Source organism: Cupriavidus sp. OTU4054 (genome assembly GCF_038440175.1).
Lineage (GTDB): Bacteria > Pseudomonadota > Gammaproteobacteria > Burkholderiales > Burkholderiaceae > Cupriavidus > Cupriavidus pauculus_D.
Map to the genome: position 1 here is coordinate 1 of NZ_JASATF010000004.1, position 17,572 is coordinate 17,572.

A 17,572-nucleotide genomic window follows, 5' to 3' on the forward strand; every position below is an offset into this window, starting at 1 on the left:
GCGACCCCCCCCCCGCGGGGGGGGGCGCGCGCGGCGCCCCGGCGCTCGATCTCGGAAAGCGTCAGACATTGGCCGCCGTTCGACCACAGGCCGTCCGCGACCTCGGTGACCGTCACGATGGTCGCTGCCCGAATCCCCTCGCCGCCCTGCCGCACGATCGCGTCGACGATGTCGCACATGATCTCGACCTGCTGCTCGCGAGTGAATGCTCCTGCAAGATGCTGAACCGCCACGATTGGCATGTTTGTCTCCTTAGCGCTTGACAAATTATGCACAAAAAATATTCTTGTGCAATGTTAGGGGTTTCCCGTAAACATAGGCAAACGTGCGAATGGATACGGGATATAGAGGCATTCGCCCGCACACAAACTCCCTGCAAAGTTTCTTGCTGGTTCTAGGGTCTACCCCGATGTCGGATTTTTTGTGCACAAACATAAAATTTGTGGACAAAAGAAAAACACAATCCGACCCTAGTTGCAGGAGTGGAGCATGGAGACAAAACGCCTGGCAGGCATGGCATGCCTGCTGTTGGCAACCGCAACGAGCGCACAGGCCCAGCAGGGCCTGACGCTGTTCGGCCTGATCGACAACAGTGTGCAGTTCGTCGACAACGGCGGCCATACCGTCGTGCGAATGAATCCCGGGCAATACCTGGGTTCGCGCTGGGGCATGCGGGGTACCGAGGAGCTCGGCTCCGGGTACACCGTGAGCTTCATGCTGGAACAGGGGGTCCTGACCAACACCGGTGCCGGCACGGTATCGGGGCTGGCCTTCTCGCGGCAGGCATGGATCGGCCTGACCACGCCCAATCTGGGAGGGATGAGGTTCGGGCGACAGAATTCGCCGGTGTACATCCCGGTGTCCGGTGCGCTGGACGCCTTCAACGGCGCGTCCATCGCGTCGGGCATGGACAGCTTTCTGACGATCGTGCCCCGCGTGAGTAACGCCATCTCCTATCAGAGTCCCGAGTTTGGCGGGCTGCGGTCGCAACTGATGATCAGCCTGCGCGACGGCAACGACGCGACTAACGACGGCATTGGCAGTTATCACGCCACACTCGAGTACGCGAGCGGACCGGTGCGCGCCGTGGCGGGTTACCAGAAGGTGGAGAACCCGATCGGCATCACCTATCCGGGTGCGAGCGCGGGCACCACGCTCAAGGCGCTATTCGTCGGCGGGTCGTACGACTTTGGCGTCGCGTCGGTCTACCTCGGTTACAACGGCAACTGGCAGACCCACACGCCGCTCAATCGCGACGTGTTCCTGGCATCGGTCAAGTACCCCCTCGGCAACGCTGCATACGTCGCGCTGGGCTTCGCGTACGCGCATGACAAATCGGGACAAGGGAACAATGCGCAACAGGCCGGCGCGATGTACGACTATGCATTCTCCAAACGGACCAACCTCTACGCCGCGGCGGCATGGATCGGCAACAAGCGGCAGGCCACGTTCGCGATGAACGGCGCCACCACGGCGGGGGTACCGGTCGCCTATCCCGGCGCCACCGTGCGAGGCCTCCAGGTCGGCATCGTGCACCGCTTCTGACCCAGCCGGCTCAGGCGTCCGACCGGCCCACGATGCTGACGCGCGTGGTGTCGTTATGGTGGGCGACGAACTTCTCCAGCAGCGACAGGAACATCTGCCCTTCGCTCTCCGAGAACGGCGCCAGCAGTTGCTTCATTTCGCGATTGGCCAGCTTTGCCGCCTGCTTGAGCACCTGCGAGCCCGCTGGCGTGATCGCGATCTCCACCTTGCGCGCATCGAGCGCGCTCGGCGCCTTCATGACGTGCCCGCGTTCGGTCAGCAGCTTGACGACGAGCGCCGCCGTGGACCGGTCCAGACCGATCAGGCGCGCCACGCCGATCTGGCTCAGCGGCCCGATGTGCTGCAGGATGTAAAGCACGCCGTACTGGCTGGGCGTCATATCGACGGGCGCGCAGGCCTCGATGAACATGTCCATCGCGATCTGATGCGCGCGGCGAATCAGAAAGCCGGGTCGCCGGTACAGCGTCTCCAGGCGGGGATCCGCGGCCAATGTTGGTGACTCGATCGGTCTATTCATCTTCCACTTATCGATTGGGTCTGTACGAGCTGCGTAACGAAAACGGGGAAAACCAGGCGTGACGCGAGGGATGACGGGGCGATTCTAGCGTAGAGCCGCCCCACCCCGATACGTGGCGACAGACGTTACGCTACGGTGCGCGATGACGGTTGACAGCATGGAATACGCGCCCTAGTATTCGGCAGACGTCTGTCATATCAACCCTATTTAGACAGACGTCTGCTTAATTTAAAGGCTTGAATCCATAACGTCGTGCGAGGAGCAAAGATGTCCAAGGAATGCGAAGTAATGATCATCGGTGGCGGGATCGGCGGCCTGACGCTGGCCCTGGCGCTACATGACGCCGGCATCGACTGCCGTGTCTATGAAGCTGCCCCGGAACTCCGCCCGCTGGGGGTGGGCATCAATATCCTGCCGCACGCGACGCGCGTGCTGGGCCAGCTTGGCATGAACGAGACATTGGGCAAGATCGGCATCGCCACGAAGGAAGCCGCGTTCTTCAACGTGCACGGGCAACTGATTTTCCGCGAGCCCGCCGGCGTCGCGGCCGGCTATGCCACGCCGCAATTCTCGATCCATCGCGGCGATCTGCAGATGGCACTGCTTGCGGCCGTGCAGGAGCGTCTCGGCAAGGATGCCGTCGTCCTCGATCGTCGCTGCGTCAGCGCGGCTTCCGACGACACCGAAGCCACCGTCACGTTCGTTGACGCAGCCGAACAGACGCATGTGGTGAAGGCAACGGTCGCGGTGTCGTGCGAAGGCCTGCACTCTGCATTGCGCAAGCAGTTCTACCCGAATGAAGGCGCACCGAAGTACTCCGGTATCAACATGTGGCGAGGGGCCGTGCACTGGGATGCGTTTCTCTCGGGTGCAACGATGGTACGCGCCGGCGCGCTGATGCCCGGCGTCGGCAAGATGGTGATCTACCCGATCCGCGACAACGTGGATGCACAGGGACGCCAGCTGGTGAACTGGGTCGCGGAAATCGAGTCGCCACAACCGGCCCAGCGTGACTGGAACAAGGCGGGCCGCCTCGAAGACTTTATCCACGCCTTCAAGGACTGGCACTTCGACTGGCTCGACGTGACCGCCATGATGGAAGCGACGACTGGCATCCTCCAGTTCCCGATGGTCGATCAGGACCCGCTGCCGACCTGGACGTTCGGCCGCCTCACGCTGCTTGGCGACGCCGCGCACCCCATGGTGCCGCGCGGCTCGAACGGCGCCGGTCAGTCGATTCTCGACGCCGATGTGCTGCGCAACAAGTTCGTGCAATACGGGGTGGGCCCGGAAGCCCTGCTTGCCTACGACAAGGAGCGCGTCAAGGCCACCACCGATGTCGTGCTGACCAACCGCAAGGCGCCGCCCGACAAGATTCTCAATGTCGTGCACGAGCGTACCCAGGGCAAGCCGTTTACCACGCTCGAGGGCATCATCGACGAGGCCGAGCTCCGCGGCATTACCGCGAACTACAAGCAAGTCGCCGGCTATACGGTCGAAGGCCTGAAGGCCGCAACGGGGAACGCAAACGGCGCGTAGGCACTGGGCGTTATCGCCCCGGGTTCGGCGCCGCCGCCGCGGACGGCAGCTCCGTGCGGAAGAGCTTGACGGAAAGCGCGGCGGCGGCGAGCTCGATGGCGGCGAAGGCCATCAGTGCGGGCCCGAACCCGTACTGCAGCAGCGCGCCGAATATCAGGCTGCCGAGCCCGAAGCCGACGAATAACATGAATACGTTGAGTCCCATGGCCTGCCCCGGCCGTTGGCCGCCCAGCGATGTCACGATGCCGCCGAACAGGGGCTGCGTCATGTCATAGCCAAGCGACAGGCCCATGGCGACCAGCGGCGCAAAGCCGGCAGGAAAACCCGTCAGCAGCACGATCGCCGCGAGCCCGCTGATCGCCAGTCCCACCGGTACCAGCCTCGCACGGCCCCATCGATCCGCCATGCGGCCGATATAGGGGCCGAGCAGGAACCCCGGCACGCCATAGCCGAGCAGCGCAAGGCCCACCTGCCCCGCGCTCATGCCATATCGGTGCGTGAAATAAACACCCAGCCAGGTGAAGACGCCGGAATGGAAGATCGAGTTGACGAGCACGTAGCCATAGGTCGTTCGCCCGCGCGGTGTGGCAAACAGGGCCTTGAAGCCGCGCATCACGTCGGTCAGCGTGCCGGCAACGGGCATCGCGGCCGCCGCGATGATGCGGCGAAAGGGAAGCAGCGTCAGGAACATGGCCGCGCCACCGAGCGCGACCACCAGGAACAGCCCGCGCCAGCCGATCGACGGCACCAGCAGTGCGCCGAGCGGCGAACCGAACGCCATGCCACCCGCCATGGCGCCGAACATCCAGCCCAGCGGACGGCCGCGTTGCTCGTAGGGAAACAGGCGGCCCACCAGCGCCAGACCAAGCGGCACGACTCCGCTTGCGCCCAGTCCTGTCGCCACGCGCCACCATGCCAACTGATCGATGGACGTCGCGGTGGCGGTAAGCGCGGTGAGAATGACGAAGGCGGCCAGCGACCCCAGCATGATGCGGTGAATGCCGAGCCGGTCGGCCAGCAGACCGTACACGAGTGTCGCGACGCCGTAGGGGATGAGATAGGCGGGCACGATCAATCCGGCGTGCTGCTCGCTGGTATGAAACAGCGTGGACAGCGCGGGAATGATCGGGGCCACCATGTAACCCTGAAAGAAAATGATGAACGTGGTGGCGGCAAGCACCCGCAACAGGCGCTCGCGCGATGCCGCGGATACGTGCGGCGATGCATGTGAATCCAAGATGCCGCTCCCTGGCGTTGCATTGAGCTACAACTCTAGGGAGTCGAAGGCATTCCCGGTATAGCGTGCAGCGAAACAGTGTCTTGCCCGCAGCGTGCGGTTCAGGCGATGTAGTCCGGTTGCTGGGACGGCACGGCCGCGGCGAACGCCGGGTGCAGCGAGGCGTGTTCGTAGACCCCGAGCGCATGCGGATACACGCTCAGGTCGCACCCCATGCGCATGGCGTTTGCCATCTGCGGTACCAGGCACACATCGGCAAGCGTGGGCGCGTCGCCAAAACAGTAAACACCGTGGCCATGCCGCTCCAGCAACCGTTCCACGCCCCGCATGCCCTCGTCGATCCAGTGCCGGTACCAGGCGCTCTTCTGCTCGGGCGAAACCTTGAGCACAGTCTCGAGGTAACGCAGCACGCGCAGGTTGTTGACCGGGTGGATATCGCTGCCGATGAGATTGGCCAGCTCCAGCACGCGGCTACGCTGATGGAGCTCTTCGGGAATCATCCGCGGTACGGGATAGCGCGCATCGAGCCAGTCGATGATCGCCATCGACTGGCCGAGCCGAAAATCGCCATCCGCGATCGCCGGCACGCATGCCGACGGATTGACGGCATCGACGTACTCCGACTCCTGATGCTGCAGGGCACGGATATTGACCGGCAGGTAGTCGTACGGCAGACCCTTCAGGCCGAGCACGATGCGCACCCGGTACGACGTGGAACTGTTGAAGAAGCTGTAGAGCTGCACAATAGGCCTCCGTGCCTCAGATGACCCGAACGTTCAGTTCGCCAAGTCCCTCCACGGCGGTCACCATGAGGTCGCCTTTCACCACGGCACCGACGCCTTCGGGCGTCCCCGTGTAGATGACGTCGCCCGGCTCGAGGCGGAAGAACTGCGACAGGTAGGCCACCGTCTCGGGTACCGACCAGATCAGATGCGTCACGTTGCTCGACTGGCGGGTTTCTCCATTCACCGTCAGCGTAAGCGCGGCCTTCTGCGGATGTCCGACATCGGCGGCGCGATGGATCGGACCGATCGGCGCCGACGCGTCGAACGCCTTGCCGATTTCCCAGGGGCGGCCCATTTCGCGCATCTTCATCTGCAGGTCCCGCCGCGTCATATCGAGGCCCACGGCATAACCATAGACATGGTCAAGCGCGTCTTCGACGGCAATGTCCGAGCCGGACTTGCCGATCACGGCAACCAGTTCGGCCTCATAGTGGTAATTCCCGGTCTGCGACGGGTACGGCAATTCGAGTGTCTGGCCGTCCAGCACGGGCAGTACCGCGTCCGCCGGCTTGCAGAAGAAGAACGGCGGTTCGCGGTCCGGATCGAAACCCATCTCGCGCGCATGGGCGGCGTAATTGCGGCCCACACAGTAGACGCGGCGAATGGCGAAGGCTTCATCGGTACCGGCGACGGGCACGGATACGGTGGCGGGAGGCGTGAAAACGAACTTCATGGTCAGGTTTCCGGATAAGAAGGGTGAGTGCCGCCCCGGCGCGTCCGTCAGGCGCGCGCCGCTGCAGGCGAACTTGGGTGCGATCAGGTGCGCGCTTCGCGCAGCAGATTCAGTGCGGACAGCACCGGACGATCGGAGAAGCTGAACAGCACGGCGTCGTCGCGCGCGGCGAGTTGTACCGGTGCCCACGATGGCACGACAAACGTGTCGCGCGGCTCGAACTGGAACTGCGCTTCGCCGATACGCACCGTACCGCGCCCTTCCACCACGCTGTACACGGTGGCGTCGGTACTGCGATACGTCTTGCCCTGAAAGCCGGAGGGCAGCAGCTGCATAAAGGTCGCAATCGTCGGCATCGGCCAGCCGCCGGTGGCGGGATTGACGTAGCGCAGCTTCACGCCATCCCACGCATCGAGTTCGCCGTGGCGGAGCAACCGGTCCAGTGCCTCGCGCGACCGCGCATACGGGTAGCTGAACAGCGGCGAGGTCGGATCCGTGACCCGGTGACGCACTGGCACCATGTTGTGGCCGAAGCGCGCGAGGCTATCCCCTTCGGGACGCAGCACCGGCTGCTGGGCTTCCGGATAGGTTTCGGCGAACCCGGCGTCGAATTGCTGCACGAGCGGAATGTCGAGGCCGTCCAGCCAGACCACTGGCTCGCCCCCGTCGTCGAGCGAGGGATTGCCATGGTCGTGCCACGTCCAGGAAGGCGTAATGATGAAATCGCCGGGATGCATGGTGGTCCGTTCGCCATTGACGGCGGTCCAGGCGCCCTTGCCTTCGACGATGAAGCGCAATGCGGATTGTGTATGGCGGTGACTCGGCGCCACCTCGCCGGGAAGAATCAACTGCAATCCCGCGTACAGCGTGGACGTGATGCTCGACTTGCCGGGGATGCCCGGATTTTCGAGCACCAGCACGCGGCGCACGGCCTCCTCCGCGCTGATCAGGCCACCCGCCTGCATGACCAGCGGCCGCACCGCTTCGTACTTCCAGATGGCCGGAATGACTTGCGGATGCGGTTCGCGCGGCACCAGCGCGTGCAGCGACTCCCAGAGCGGAGCCATGTTGCTTAGCCCGATACGCGCGTAGTAATCCGCCCGCGTGGCGCGCGTTTCCTCTCGATGTTCTGACATGTCGCCTCCGAATGTTCCGCGGCGCTTCGGTCGCGCCGCTCTACCTCGCTTTTATACGCGCCGCTCTATACTATTTGAAATGAATTTTCGCTTGGTTCGATACTAAAAAACATATAGGTGAGCATCATGGACTGGACGCACCGCTTGCGCCTCAGGCATCTGCATATGCTGCTGGCGCTGTCCGAGACAGGGAACATGAGCCAGTCCGCCGCGCTGCTCAATACGACTCAGCCAGGTCTTTCCAAATGGCTCAGAGAGCTGGAAGACGACATCGGAACACCGCTGTTCGAACGGCTGGCCCGCGGCCTGCAGCCGACCCCCGCCGGCATCGCCCTCATCGAGCATGCGCGGCGCATCCAGGGCCAGCTCGACAGCGCGCGCGACGACCTACAAACGCTGAGCGAAGGCGGCAGCGGCCTCGTCGTCGTCGGCACCTCGGGGGCATCCGCGGCGGATACCGTGCCGCTCGCCGTGCTGAGCCTGCTGCAGCGAATGCCCCGCGCGCAGGTACGCGTGATCGAGGCGACCATGGATCGCCTGATGCAGCAACTGGCGCGTAGCGAACTGGACATCGTGGTCGGCCGCTCCGCGCCGGAACTGCAGGAAGCGCACATCCGCGCGGAATCGCTGTACATGGAACCCCTGCACTTCGTCGCGCGGCCGCGCCATCCGCTGGCCGCGCGCAGCGATCTGTCGTGGTCCGATTTGCTGGCCTACCGCTGGGTCGTATGGCCGCGCGGCACACCGATCCGACACGCCATGGAGGCAGCGCTCGCGGAGGTGGGATGCGCGTTTCCTGTCGATACGGTGGAGAGCAATAGCACCATCCTCAACCTCACGCTGCTGAGCAATAGCGACATGATCGGCCTGGCCTCGCATCGGACCGCGCTCCGGCTGGAGGCGCTCGGCGCGTTGCGCATCGTGCCGCTTCGCCTCTCGGGTTTCGGATCGGTATCGATGTACTGGCGGGAAGACGGCATGCGGCGCTCGGCCGTCACGAACATGCTCGAGTGCCTGCGCCATGCCGGAAATCGTTCCATTCCTGACGTCATGGCGTGAGTTTCGGAGCCAGCGCCCGAAGCGATCACGCATTGCGTGCAGCGAAATGGTGACTTGCTCGATGAATCGTTCCTGAGTCCTGCGTCATTTGCCAGAATGGTTCCGTGTGGAACGATCTTTGGCGGTATCTCGTATGGATTCCCAGGAGCGTCGCAGACTTTTCGTCAGTAACACGAAGGCAGGCGCCAAGACCATTGCGCTCATGTCGGGTCTCGCGCAGGATGGCGCGCTGGGCAAACGGACAACGCTGCGAATCGCGCTATATCTGGCTCAGACAGGGCTATCTATCTTTACCATCGACACGTTGCGCGAGTCCGGGCGCACGCTCGGCCTCAACGGGGCCGAAATGACCGCCAACCAGCAGGGCGATAGCTACGACGCAAAAGCCACCGTATGCCTGCAATTCGTGTCCGCGCTTATCCGGCACCGAGAGCCCACCGCGTTTGCGGCAAGCGTCCGGCATATGTCCGAGGCGGGCTATAGCCAGGCAGAAGTGCTGGAGGTCATGGCGCAGGTCAGCCTGAGCAGGTTGCTGTGCCGGATGACCGCGGTGGCGGTTCCGCCCGGCGAGCGCGTCGAGCATCCAGGCGCCGCCCTCCCCTTCATGATCGCGTCCCAAGAATCGTCATCCCGATGACCATGCGCGCATTGCTGCGCGAATGGAACAATCTGCTGCCGGAAATACCCTTTATCCAGCATCGGGCGCAGACCATTATTCATCATCATCCCATCTACGAGGAGTTCGTTATGAAGACCATGTTCGACCCGATCCACGTTGGCGGCTACACGCTGAAGAATCGTGTGGTGATGGCACCGATGACACGTTCGCGCGCACTGCCCGATGGCACGCCGGGCGATCTGGCGCCGCTGTACTACGGCCAACGCGCTGGGGTGGGCCTCATCATCAGCGAAGGCACTCAACCATCCGACGATGGTCAGGGCTATATCTCGACGCCCGGCATCTACACCGACGCGCACGTTGCCGGCTGGAAAAAAACGGCCGAGGCGGTGCACGCGAAAGGCAGCCGCCTGTTCATCCAGCTGATGCACGTGGGCCGCATGTCCCATCCCGACAACACGCCCCATCATCGTCAGCCCGTGGCCCCCTCGGCGATCGCGCCGGGCGCGCAGATGTTCACGCTCAAGGGCATGCTGGATATCCCCGTGCCGCGCGCGATGACGCAGGACGATATCCGCCAGACCATCCAGGATTTCCGGACCGCGGCGCGCCGCGCGATCGAGGCCGGCGCGGATGGCGTCGAAATTCACGGTGCCAACTCGTATCTGATTCACCAGTTCTTCGCGCCCAGCGCCAACACCCGTACCGACGAATACGGTGGCTCGATCAAAAATCGCGCGCGCTTCGCCATCGAGGTGACGAGGGCCATCGCCGAGGAAATCGGCGCGAACCGCACCGCCATCCGCCTCTCCCCGGGAAACAAGATGGGGGGCATCGACGAAGGGAGTGAAGGCCCGGATCTGTATCGTTATCTCGTGAAGGAACTGGACTCGCTCGACCTGGCCTACATCCATGTCATGCACCTCGGCAACGAGCAGCTGCTGGCGGACATTCACAAGCTCTGGCAAGGTGTGCTGATTCTCAATCGCCCCGGTCGGGCGCGGGCCGATATTGGCAAGGACATCTCCAACGGTCTGGCCGATCTCGAAGCCTATGGCCAGATGGTCCTTGCGAACCCCGACTTCCTCGAACGCGTGAAGGCTGATGCGCCGCTGAACGAACCTCAGCGCGCAGGCTACTATGGCGGTACGGCGCAGGGCTACACCGACTATCCGACGCTGGCGGAATCCAAGGCGGCGTGAGTCCGGCATGCTGATCACGACCCACCTCAAGCCGTTCCGGCACGGCAATCACTTCCGCGCCAACGCATTACGAGGGGCGGCCTCGCTGATCGACCCGTTTCTCGGCGTCGATCATGCGTGGATGAGCGGTCCGACGTTTCCCATGCATCATCATGAGGGGATGTCGGCCGTTTCGTACCTGTTCCTTGACTCCGAAACGAGCGTGGACAACCACGACTCGCTCGGTTCCCGTCATCTGATCCGGCCGGGCGCGCTGCACTGGACGACCGCGGGCTCCGGCATCGACCACGAGGGGCAGCCTGTCGAGACAGGAAAAATTGTCCACTCGCTGCAGATCTTCGTCGACCTCGCACCCGAGCGTCGAAACATCGATGCCTTCACGCTGACGCTGGAACCGGAAGACATCCCTGTGGTGCAAACCGTCGATGCCACCGTTCGTATCCCGGTGGGCAGCTTTGGGAAAACTCGCTCGCCTCTCGTGCCGCCGACCGATGTCACATTGCTGGACATCACCGTGCGTCCGGGCCGGTCACTGGCGATTCCGATCGCAGCCGGCGAGCGGGCATTTTTTCTTCCGATCTCGGGGATGGTGACGCTCGAGGAAGAATCGTACGATGCCAACGATCTTCGTGTTCCGGTCTATCTCGCGCAGGAAACCGCACGGCATGCCATGCTCCATGCTCCCTACGGCGCACAGGTCATGTTTTTCACCGGTCCGTCGCTTCAGCCTCGATCGCGCTAGCAGCAAACTTCCGCGATGCTGATCCACGCCTCATGCGCGGGGCGGCGCCAGCCGGACCCGCGCATTGTCACTTACGTCCGGATCCAGCCACGCCCCCACGAATTCAGTGTGTGCTCCTCGTGCGGCCACACCCCCGGCGACTGCCCGGCGCGGACATGTTCGAGTTCCGCCGACAGCTCGACGCGGTTTCCATCGGGATCGGTAATCATGAAGAACAGGTTATTGCCTGGACCATGCCGGCCCGGGCCGAAGAAGATGCCGCGACGGACCTTGGCAAAGCGATCGCCCCAGTCCCGGATATCGCTCCAGGAGCCGGTTTCGTAGCAGTGATGATCCCAAACGTTGTTCGAGCCCTGGAAGAACGCGAGCGTATGGTGCTCGTCGTCGGATCGCAGGAAGCAGGTCGTGATGGAACCATCGTCGGCGACGACTTCGTCGGAGATGGCAAAACCCACGCGATTCACGTAGAAGTCCACGATTGTCGCGAGGTCCGTGGTCTGGAACACGGTATGCTGCAGCCGCGCGGCCATCCGATCCGGTCGGCGCCTTGTACGCGGAACGCCGAACAGCAAACGCCGGCCTTGCGGATCGGTTACCGAGAAGGCGCCGGGCTCGAAGAACACCTCGGAACCGATGCCGCCATCCCGGGCGACGTCGGAAAGCCTCTCGCGCAACAGGGATAGTTCCTCGCGCGTTCGCGCCGCATACGCCGCCATCGCGAGCTCGCCGCTCGCCCCGGGATGAATCACTATGGCGCGCTCGCCGCCCGTCAGCCCGTAGATGCCGTCCGGCGCCGGGACGGCATCCAACTCGAACAAGTTCCGATAGAACTCGGCCAGTTGCCCGGGGGACTCGCTATGCAGATGCAAATGATGCAGCTGGAGCGGAGTGGTACTCTGCAAGGTCGTCATCGTGCTCGCCCCCGTTATTCGTCGCGGATCCCGTTCCGCAGGATGCCGATTCCCGAGATTTCCACCTCCACGATATCGCCTGGGCGCATCCACAGCGGAGGATTGCGGAACGCACCGACGCCGCCCGTCGTGCCGGTAATGATCACGTCTCCGGGCCGGAGTTCCGTGAACGTCGAGCAATAGGCGATGACATCGCCAACGCTGAAGATCAGGTCGTCGGTACGGGCCTCTTGCACGATCTCGCCATTGAGGCGCGTGGTCAGCGTGAGCCGGGACGGATCGGGGATCTCGTCCGTCGTCACGAGCCACGGGCCGAAGCCCCCTGTGAGGGGAAAGTTCTTGCCTGGAATGAACTGGATGGTGTGCTTCTGCCAGTCGCGTACGCTCCCGTCGTTGTAGCAGGCGTAGCCGGCCACATAGTCAAGTGCGTCGGCGGCCGGTACATGACGCGCGGTCTTGCCGATGACAACCGCCAGCTCGCCTTCGAAGTCGAGCTTGTGCGAGGCCGTGGGCCGCACGATCGGTTGTTCGTGTGCAACCTGGGAGTCGGCGAACCGCGTAAAGAACATCGGATACTGGGGCATCTCGCGACCGGTCTCGCGAACGTGCGATGCATAGTTGATCCCGACACACAGGATCTTCCCCGGGTCGACGACGACCGGCAGATACGTGATGTCCGCGAGCGGGATCGTCGCCGGCACAGTCGACGCAAGCTCACCGATACGGACCAGGGCCCCCGTCGAAAGCGCTTCGCGAAGGGTGGCGCCCACCTGCGCCCGGTAAGGGGCAAGGTCGAGAACCTTGTCGCCCATTACTACACCAAAGCCAGGATGGCCGCCATGAACAAAGCTGACAAGCTTCATAGAATCTCCGTAGTGTTGTCGTGAATACCGCTTCTCTCTTCAATTTAGGCAGACGTCTGCCAAAATAATGGCACCACGTCGGTGTTACGGCGTCACCCGGCAAAGCGTCGGATCCGCGGAGACAGACAGCCCATGAGCAACATCACCTGCGCTGCGCCATGTCGGGCCCCGACACACGCAGCGTGAGGCTCTTCGCGCGCCGGCAATATTGGCAACTGCAGTTCGGCAGGGTCGAAGCTCTGGCCATCGACGATCATGGTCCCCGAGACCGGGAGCAGCATCGCGCAATGATCTGGAGGCACGGGTATGGATACCTCGGCCATGTCGTTCAATGCGATATCGAGCATGGTGATCTCCGCGGCGAGCTCGAGCGACGATCGCGTGGCACCGTAGGCCCCGGCCAGTACGCGGACTATCCCACCCGGCGGCAGGTCTGCAGGAATATCCTCCGGCGCCAGTTGACACGGCGCGGTGGCCATACGGTCGCGAACGCTGGTCAGCGACACGCCGACGTGGACGGCATGCACGGTCTTCCCTGGCTCGAGGGGCGCCTGCTCCGCGAGCGCATGCTGTCCGCTCGTGGTCCAGCTGATTCCGCCAGGACGCACGACGCGCTCGACACCCGACACCTCCCTGATACGAAGCCCCGTTTCGGAGTCCGGGAAAAGATAGGACACATAGGGGGCGTTCGTATGCTGGCAAACCGGCCCTGCGGGACCGCATATCCAGACGTGGTCGACGTTGACGAAAGGCGCCATCGCCGACTTGAGGCCGCAGAGCGAAAATGCGCGGTAGTGCGAACCCTCTCTCACCCGCTGAAGCTCACCTATGACCGACATTCGGCGCCCCCCCTCCGTTCACCTGACGCGTATGATGTTCCTCCTCACATCACAAATAAAGACAGAAAGTGGAGACCTTTGATCCATCGATGGGACAATCGGCTCTTGACGGCGACCGCATTCGCGACGCGTAAAACATAATTTCGCTGCACGACATATCGGGCCGGCCACTCATTCCCCTAGAGTCGCATCACTCAACGACGCTCAGGGGAAGTCATGAATCGCATCGCCGCCGCATGCGCGCTTGCAGCTGCCATCGCCGTCACCGACGCCGCACAGGCGGCCACTGTCAGCTACCAGACGGTAGCCATCGATGGCGTCAACATCGCCTACCGGGAGTCGGGGGATCGGGCGAAACCCGCCATCCTGCTTCTCCATGGCGTTCCCAGCTCTTCACGCATGTACGACGCACTGATGCGCAGGCTCGGGGACAAGTACCACCTCGTGGCCCCCGACTACCCAGGCTTTGGCAATAGCGACGCGCCCGATCCGGCGACGTTTTCCTATACCTTCGACAATCTTTCGAAGGTCATGCAGGCGTTCACCGACACCCTCGGCTTGCAGCGATACGTGCTCTTCATGCAAGACTACGGCGCGCCTGTAGGCATGCGGATGGCCGAGGCACGTCCGCAGGCCGTGCGAGCGCTCGTCTTCCAGAATGGGAACGTGTACGAAGCGGGCCTTGGCGCAATGTGGTCACAGCGCAAGGCCTTCTGGACAGACCGCGCATCGCACGAAGGCGAAGTCGTCCGCGTGCATCAGTCGGTGGCCGCCACGCGCGCGCGCCATATTGGCAGCGACCCCAATGTCGCGGCCTACGATCCGGATTTGTGGATGGACGAATACGCCTATCTGAATCGGCAGGGCCAGGCCCGCATTCAGGCAGACCTGATCTACGACTATCAATCCAACATAGCGGCGTACCCCCGCTGGCAGGCATGGCTGCGAAAGCAGCAACTCCCTACCCTCGTGGTCTGGGGCAAGCACGACCTGGCGTTTACGGTGCCTGGCGCCGAGGCATTCCGGCGTGACAATCCGGCAGCCGAAGTGCACGTGCTGGACGGCGGGCACTTCGTCATGGACACGAGGCTGGATGACGTGGTGACGCTCACCGATGCCTTCATGCAGAAGCCTGGACGCGCCCAATCGGGCGCACGCGTCGAATCCGCGACCCAGCAGAAGTAGCGGCAGTCATCGCTGCTTTCCCGTATTCATGGGGAGCCTCGTTACTGCGTAACGCAAACGCATTTAGCCGATTTTCGGCCTCTCAATTTAGATGTTGATGCGCGCGAAGCCGATGCACGAGCAGGTCGATAAAGTTGCGGACCTTGGTGGATCCGAGGCGACTCTCCCGGTGAACGACGTGAATGGGCCACGGCGTCTCCTCATACTCCTCCAGAACGATCTTGAGGCTCCCATTATGGAGTTCGTCCGAGACCATGTACGAGAGCAGCCGGCAAATGCCAACGCCGGCAACGGCGGCCTCCACCGCGGCATCATTGCTGGTCACGGTAAGTCGCGGCGTGGTGCGAACCAGGGTCGGCTCTTCGGCGGCGCCGAACTTCCACTCCGCTCTTCGGGAAACGCTCGTTGCCGCGATGATCGTGTGACGCAGCAGATCGGCGGGGTGCTGAGGAATGCCATGCTTGCGAAGATAGTCCGGCGACGCACACAACACGCGACGCACCTGCCCCACGCGCAGAGCTTTAAGGCTCGAGTCAGGCAGGTTCCCGATCCGCACGGCCACATCGATGCCCTCATCCATGAGGTTCACCGTGCGGTCCAGAAACATGGCCGACACTTCGACTTCCGGGTATTCGCGCAGGAAATGGACGATGCACGGCATCACGAACGCCTTGCCGAACAGCACCGACGCCGTCACCGACAAGTTCCCCCTTGGCGACGCGTTGATACCGGCTGCCGCCTCATTGGCTTCGACGATGCTCGCGAGGATATTTTTGGCATCGTCGAGATAACGCCGGCCGGCCTCGGTCAGCCGTACGCTGCGGGTCGTCCGCAATAGCAGCTTCACGCCCAGGCGCCCCTCGAGGCAGGCAATCGCGCGAGTAATCGCCGCGGGCGAGAGATCGAGTCGGCGGGCTGCACCAGCAAAACTTTCATCCTCCCCGACCGCCACAAAAACGGTCATTAAATGCACGTGATCCATTATTACTCCCTGCGAAATTATGTGTTGCACCCTGCATCTATTCTTGTTTTACAAATTATTTCGCAGAATTTCCGGATCGGCAATACACACGAAACCTTTCCAACATCAATCGTTTGGCTGGCGACTTGAATTGAACACGATTCCGTACTATAGCAACCCTCTTCCTTTATTATTCGATTATGGAAGTCCAGACTTACAAGATGCCGACCTGAGCATTGTAAAATAGAACGATTTCTTGCATATTCCGCTTTAAATTTCGCGCGTGAATTTTATGGGCGACAAAGGTCAATTCCACTCACAAAACAATGTTCCGGAATTAGGGCCGAGAACGACGGACGCTCGCAACCTCAGGCCCGATCTGGTCCTTTCCTCGCTACAGATGGTCGTGTTGGGAAGCACCGATGCTTCCGGGAACCTGTGGGCCTCCCCACTCTTCGGGCCGGGCGGCTTTGCGCGACTCGGCAACGCTTCGCTGACGATCAGCGTGCCGAAACGGCACCGCGACGACGACGATCCGCTCTGGAAAAATGTCGGCCACAACAATCAGGTGGCAATCCGGGCCATGGGGCACGGCGGGGCCTGTCACCTCGGTGGCGAGATCTCGAGTGTGGATGCGCGAGGCGCGGAAATCGTCATCACCCGGGCATCGGCCGGTGCCCCGCCGACGAGACTCGATGAAACATCGTTTGAGGTGGGGAACCCATGCTTGCCAGTCCAATCCGCCGCCGGTCTGGATCTTCGCGGCTCGGTCCAGATCATTGCGCGAGGCGCGGACTGCGCCTACGTCGTTTGCCAGTCAGCGGTCGGTCCCGTCATCTCCGCATTCAGCGGTGCCGCCGGCTTTATCGGTGTCACGGACCAGACGACGCTCCGTATCGACGCGCCGGCGGACCCGAGCTTCAGCAACGCATGCGCCAGCGGTCCCGAGGCGATTGCCGCTGGGCTGTGCATCGCTGACGTCGGGCGCAAGCAGATTCTGCAGCTCACCGGCACGATGTCGGTCCGCCCGGACGCAAATCTGGCGGCTCGTTTGTGGGACTTTCGCGTGGGCAAATGGATTCTTCGCGACATTGCCCAGCCATTGGCGCCAATCTCAGCGGCGCCCGCGGCGATTGCCAGCAATATGCTGCGCGTCGGGCCCGACTAGCGTCGTAGCGACGACCGCAGCTCACGTGACTGTCATCATGGACTCGACTCATCATGCGCGCGCCGTAACGGAGGTGCTCGAAACACAGGCCGGCGCCGGCACCGTCGCCCTGCTCTCCGATCTGGCCGACGACGGGCTGCTAGGCAGACAGACGACATTGCGCATCACGCTCTTCCTTGCGCAACTCGGCTTGTCGATCTTCTCGATCGCCGGCCTGTGCGAAAGCGGTCGCGCCGAAGGCCTCAATGGGGTCGAAATGGCCGCCAATCGAATGGGGAACAGCGATGTTGCCAAGGATGCGGTCTGTCTCGCGTTCGTGCGCTCCCTGCTCGACAACCCGGATGTGCCGCTGCGCAATGATCTGCAACGGATGTCGGACGCGGGATATCGGCAAGATGCCATTCTCGAAGTCATTGCGCAGGTCAATCTGAACCTTTCGCTGGTCAACATGGTCGCGGCCATCGAACCCGGCGGCGTGACTTCGTCGATCGGTATCGCTAACACGTCCGCTTATCCGAGATTGATCGCACCATCGAAGCCAGCGGGCCCGCCGGGCTGAAGCTACGATCATCGTTACGCAGTAACGAGACC

Annotated in this window: 19 protein-coding genes; 9 read left to right on the forward strand and 10 right to left on the reverse strand. The window is 62.8% G+C overall.

The features are described 5' to 3' along the window. Positions 1 to 242 (reverse strand): tautomerase family protein (locus AAHB16_RS06485; RefSeq protein WP_342050396.1); only part of this gene is annotated, 242 nt, incomplete at its 3' end. A gap of 247 nt (positions 243 to 489) precedes the next feature. Here AAHB16_RS06485 and AAHB16_RS06490 point away from each other — a divergent pair. Then, on the forward strand, positions 490 to 1,545 hold the full coding sequence (locus AAHB16_RS06490; RefSeq protein WP_342050397.1) for a porin: 1,056 nt from the start codon (positions 490 to 492) through the stop codon (positions 1,543 to 1,545). Between the two features lie 10 nt (positions 1,546 to 1,555). On the opposite strand, the gene AAHB16_RS06495 is transcribed toward AAHB16_RS06490, so the two are convergent. Next, positions 1,556 to 2,062, reverse strand: coding sequence for a MarR family winged helix-turn-helix transcriptional regulator (locus tag AAHB16_RS06495; protein ID WP_109581074.1), 507 nt, complete (start codon positions 2,060 to 2,062; stop codon positions 1,556 to 1,558). 267 nt (positions 2,063 to 2,329) lie between these two features. On the opposite strand from AAHB16_RS06495, the gene AAHB16_RS06500 reads away from it, so the two are divergent. Further along, positions 2,330 to 3,601 (forward strand): flavin-dependent oxidoreductase, encoded by a 1,272-nt coding sequence (locus tag AAHB16_RS06500; RefSeq protein ID WP_342050398.1) that lies wholly within the window; start codon positions 2,330 to 2,332, stop codon positions 3,599 to 3,601. 10 nt (positions 3,602 to 3,611) lie between these two features. On the opposite strand, the gene AAHB16_RS06505 is transcribed toward AAHB16_RS06500, so the two are convergent. The 4 genes from AAHB16_RS06505 to gtdA all read right to left on the reverse strand — a co-directional run bounded on the left by AAHB16_RS06505 (position 3,612) and on the right by gtdA (position 7,432). Continuing rightward, positions 3,612 to 4,838 carry an MFS transporter gene (locus AAHB16_RS06505; RefSeq protein ID WP_342050399.1) on the reverse strand — a complete coding sequence of 409 codons (1,227 nt, stop codon included), beginning with the start codon at positions 4,836 to 4,838 and terminating at the stop codon, positions 3,612 to 3,614. Between the two features lie 101 nt (positions 4,839 to 4,939). Next, positions 4,940 to 5,581: a maleylacetoacetate isomerase gene (gene maiA, locus AAHB16_RS06510; RefSeq protein ID WP_150371749.1), complete on the reverse strand. Its 642-nt coding sequence runs from the start codon at positions 5,579 to 5,581 to the stop codon at positions 4,940 to 4,942. Between the two features lie 16 nt (positions 5,582 to 5,597). Beyond that, positions 5,598 to 6,296 carry a fumarylacetoacetate hydrolase family protein gene (locus AAHB16_RS06515; protein WP_150371748.1) on the reverse strand — a complete coding sequence of 233 codons (699 nt, stop codon included), beginning with the start codon at positions 6,294 to 6,296 and terminating at the stop codon, positions 5,598 to 5,600. An 83-nt stretch (positions 6,297 to 6,379) separates the two neighbouring features. After that, complete coding sequence (gtdA, locus tag AAHB16_RS06520) at positions 6,380 to 7,432, reverse strand: gentisate 1,2-dioxygenase (RefSeq protein ID WP_342050400.1); 1,053 nt, start codon at positions 7,430 to 7,432, stop codon at positions 6,380 to 6,382. A gap of 126 nt (positions 7,433 to 7,558) precedes the next feature. On the opposite strand from gtdA, the gene AAHB16_RS06525 reads away from it, so the two are divergent. The 4 genes from AAHB16_RS06525 (at position 7,559) to AAHB16_RS06540 (ending at position 11,054) form a co-directional block, all read left to right on the forward strand. Beyond that, the gene (locus AAHB16_RS06525; RefSeq protein ID WP_150371747.1) at positions 7,559 to 8,491 is read left to right on the forward strand and encodes a LysR family transcriptional regulator; all 933 of its coding nucleotides are present in this window, start codon (positions 7,559 to 7,561) and stop codon (positions 8,489 to 8,491) included. Positions 8,492 to 8,624: 133 nt separating this feature from the next. Beyond that, positions 8,625 to 9,128, forward strand: a complete 504-nt coding sequence (locus AAHB16_RS06530; RefSeq protein WP_109581067.1) for a hypothetical protein — start codon at positions 8,625 to 8,627, stop codon at positions 9,126 to 9,128. 110 nt (positions 9,129 to 9,238) lie between these two features. Then, positions 9,239 to 10,312: an alkene reductase gene (locus tag AAHB16_RS06535; RefSeq protein ID WP_342050557.1), complete on the forward strand. Its 1,074-nt coding sequence runs from the start codon at positions 9,239 to 9,241 to the stop codon at positions 10,310 to 10,312. A gap of 7 nt (positions 10,313 to 10,319) precedes the next feature. Further along, the gene (locus AAHB16_RS06540; protein WP_342050401.1) at positions 10,320 to 11,054 is read left to right on the forward strand and encodes a pirin family protein; all 735 of its coding nucleotides are present in this window, start codon (positions 10,320 to 10,322) and stop codon (positions 11,052 to 11,054) included. Between the two features lie 71 nt (positions 11,055 to 11,125). Here AAHB16_RS06540 and AAHB16_RS06545 read toward each other — a convergent pair whose 3' ends face one another. The 3 genes from AAHB16_RS06545 to AAHB16_RS06555 all read right to left on the reverse strand — a co-directional run bounded on the left by AAHB16_RS06545 (position 11,126) and on the right by AAHB16_RS06555 (position 13,586). Beyond that, positions 11,126 to 11,965, reverse strand: coding sequence for a VOC family protein (locus AAHB16_RS06545; protein WP_342050402.1), 840 nt, complete (start codon positions 11,963 to 11,965; stop codon positions 11,126 to 11,128). A gap of 14 nt (positions 11,966 to 11,979) precedes the next feature. Then, positions 11,980 to 12,828 carry a fumarylacetoacetate hydrolase family protein gene (locus tag AAHB16_RS06550; RefSeq protein WP_115952305.1) on the reverse strand — a complete coding sequence of 283 codons (849 nt, stop codon included), beginning with the start codon at positions 12,826 to 12,828 and terminating at the stop codon, positions 11,980 to 11,982. A gap of 92 nt (positions 12,829 to 12,920) precedes the next feature. Then, a complete protein-coding gene (locus tag AAHB16_RS06555; protein ID WP_342050403.1) occupies positions 12,921 to 13,586 on the reverse strand; it encodes a pirin family protein in 666 nt (221 codons plus the stop codon). 297 nt (positions 13,587 to 13,883) lie between these two features. Here AAHB16_RS06555 and AAHB16_RS06560 point away from each other — a divergent pair, with 297 nt between their 5' ends. Beyond that, positions 13,884 to 14,852, forward strand: coding sequence for an alpha/beta fold hydrolase (locus AAHB16_RS06560; protein ID WP_342050404.1), 969 nt, complete (start codon positions 13,884 to 13,886; stop codon positions 14,850 to 14,852). 82 nt (positions 14,853 to 14,934) lie between these two features. On the opposite strand, the gene AAHB16_RS06565 is transcribed toward AAHB16_RS06560, so the two are convergent. After that, positions 14,935 to 15,834 carry a LysR family transcriptional regulator gene (locus AAHB16_RS06565; protein WP_109581062.1) on the reverse strand — a complete coding sequence of 300 codons (900 nt, stop codon included), beginning with the start codon at positions 15,832 to 15,834 and terminating at the stop codon, positions 14,935 to 14,937. Between the two features lie 271 nt (positions 15,835 to 16,105). Here AAHB16_RS06565 and AAHB16_RS06570 point away from each other — a divergent pair, with 271 nt between their 5' ends. Together AAHB16_RS06570 and AAHB16_RS06575 are read left to right on the forward strand one after the other, a co-directional pair. Then, on the forward strand, positions 16,106 to 16,981 hold the full coding sequence (locus AAHB16_RS06570; RefSeq protein ID WP_342050405.1) for a hypothetical protein: 876 nt from the start codon (positions 16,106 to 16,108) through the stop codon (positions 16,979 to 16,981). Between the two features lie 37 nt (positions 16,982 to 17,018). After that, on the forward strand, positions 17,019 to 17,540 hold the full coding sequence (locus AAHB16_RS06575; RefSeq protein ID WP_109581060.1) for a hypothetical protein: 522 nt from the start codon (positions 17,019 to 17,021) through the stop codon (positions 17,538 to 17,540). The last annotated feature ends 32 nt before the right edge of the window (positions 17,541 to 17,572 follow it).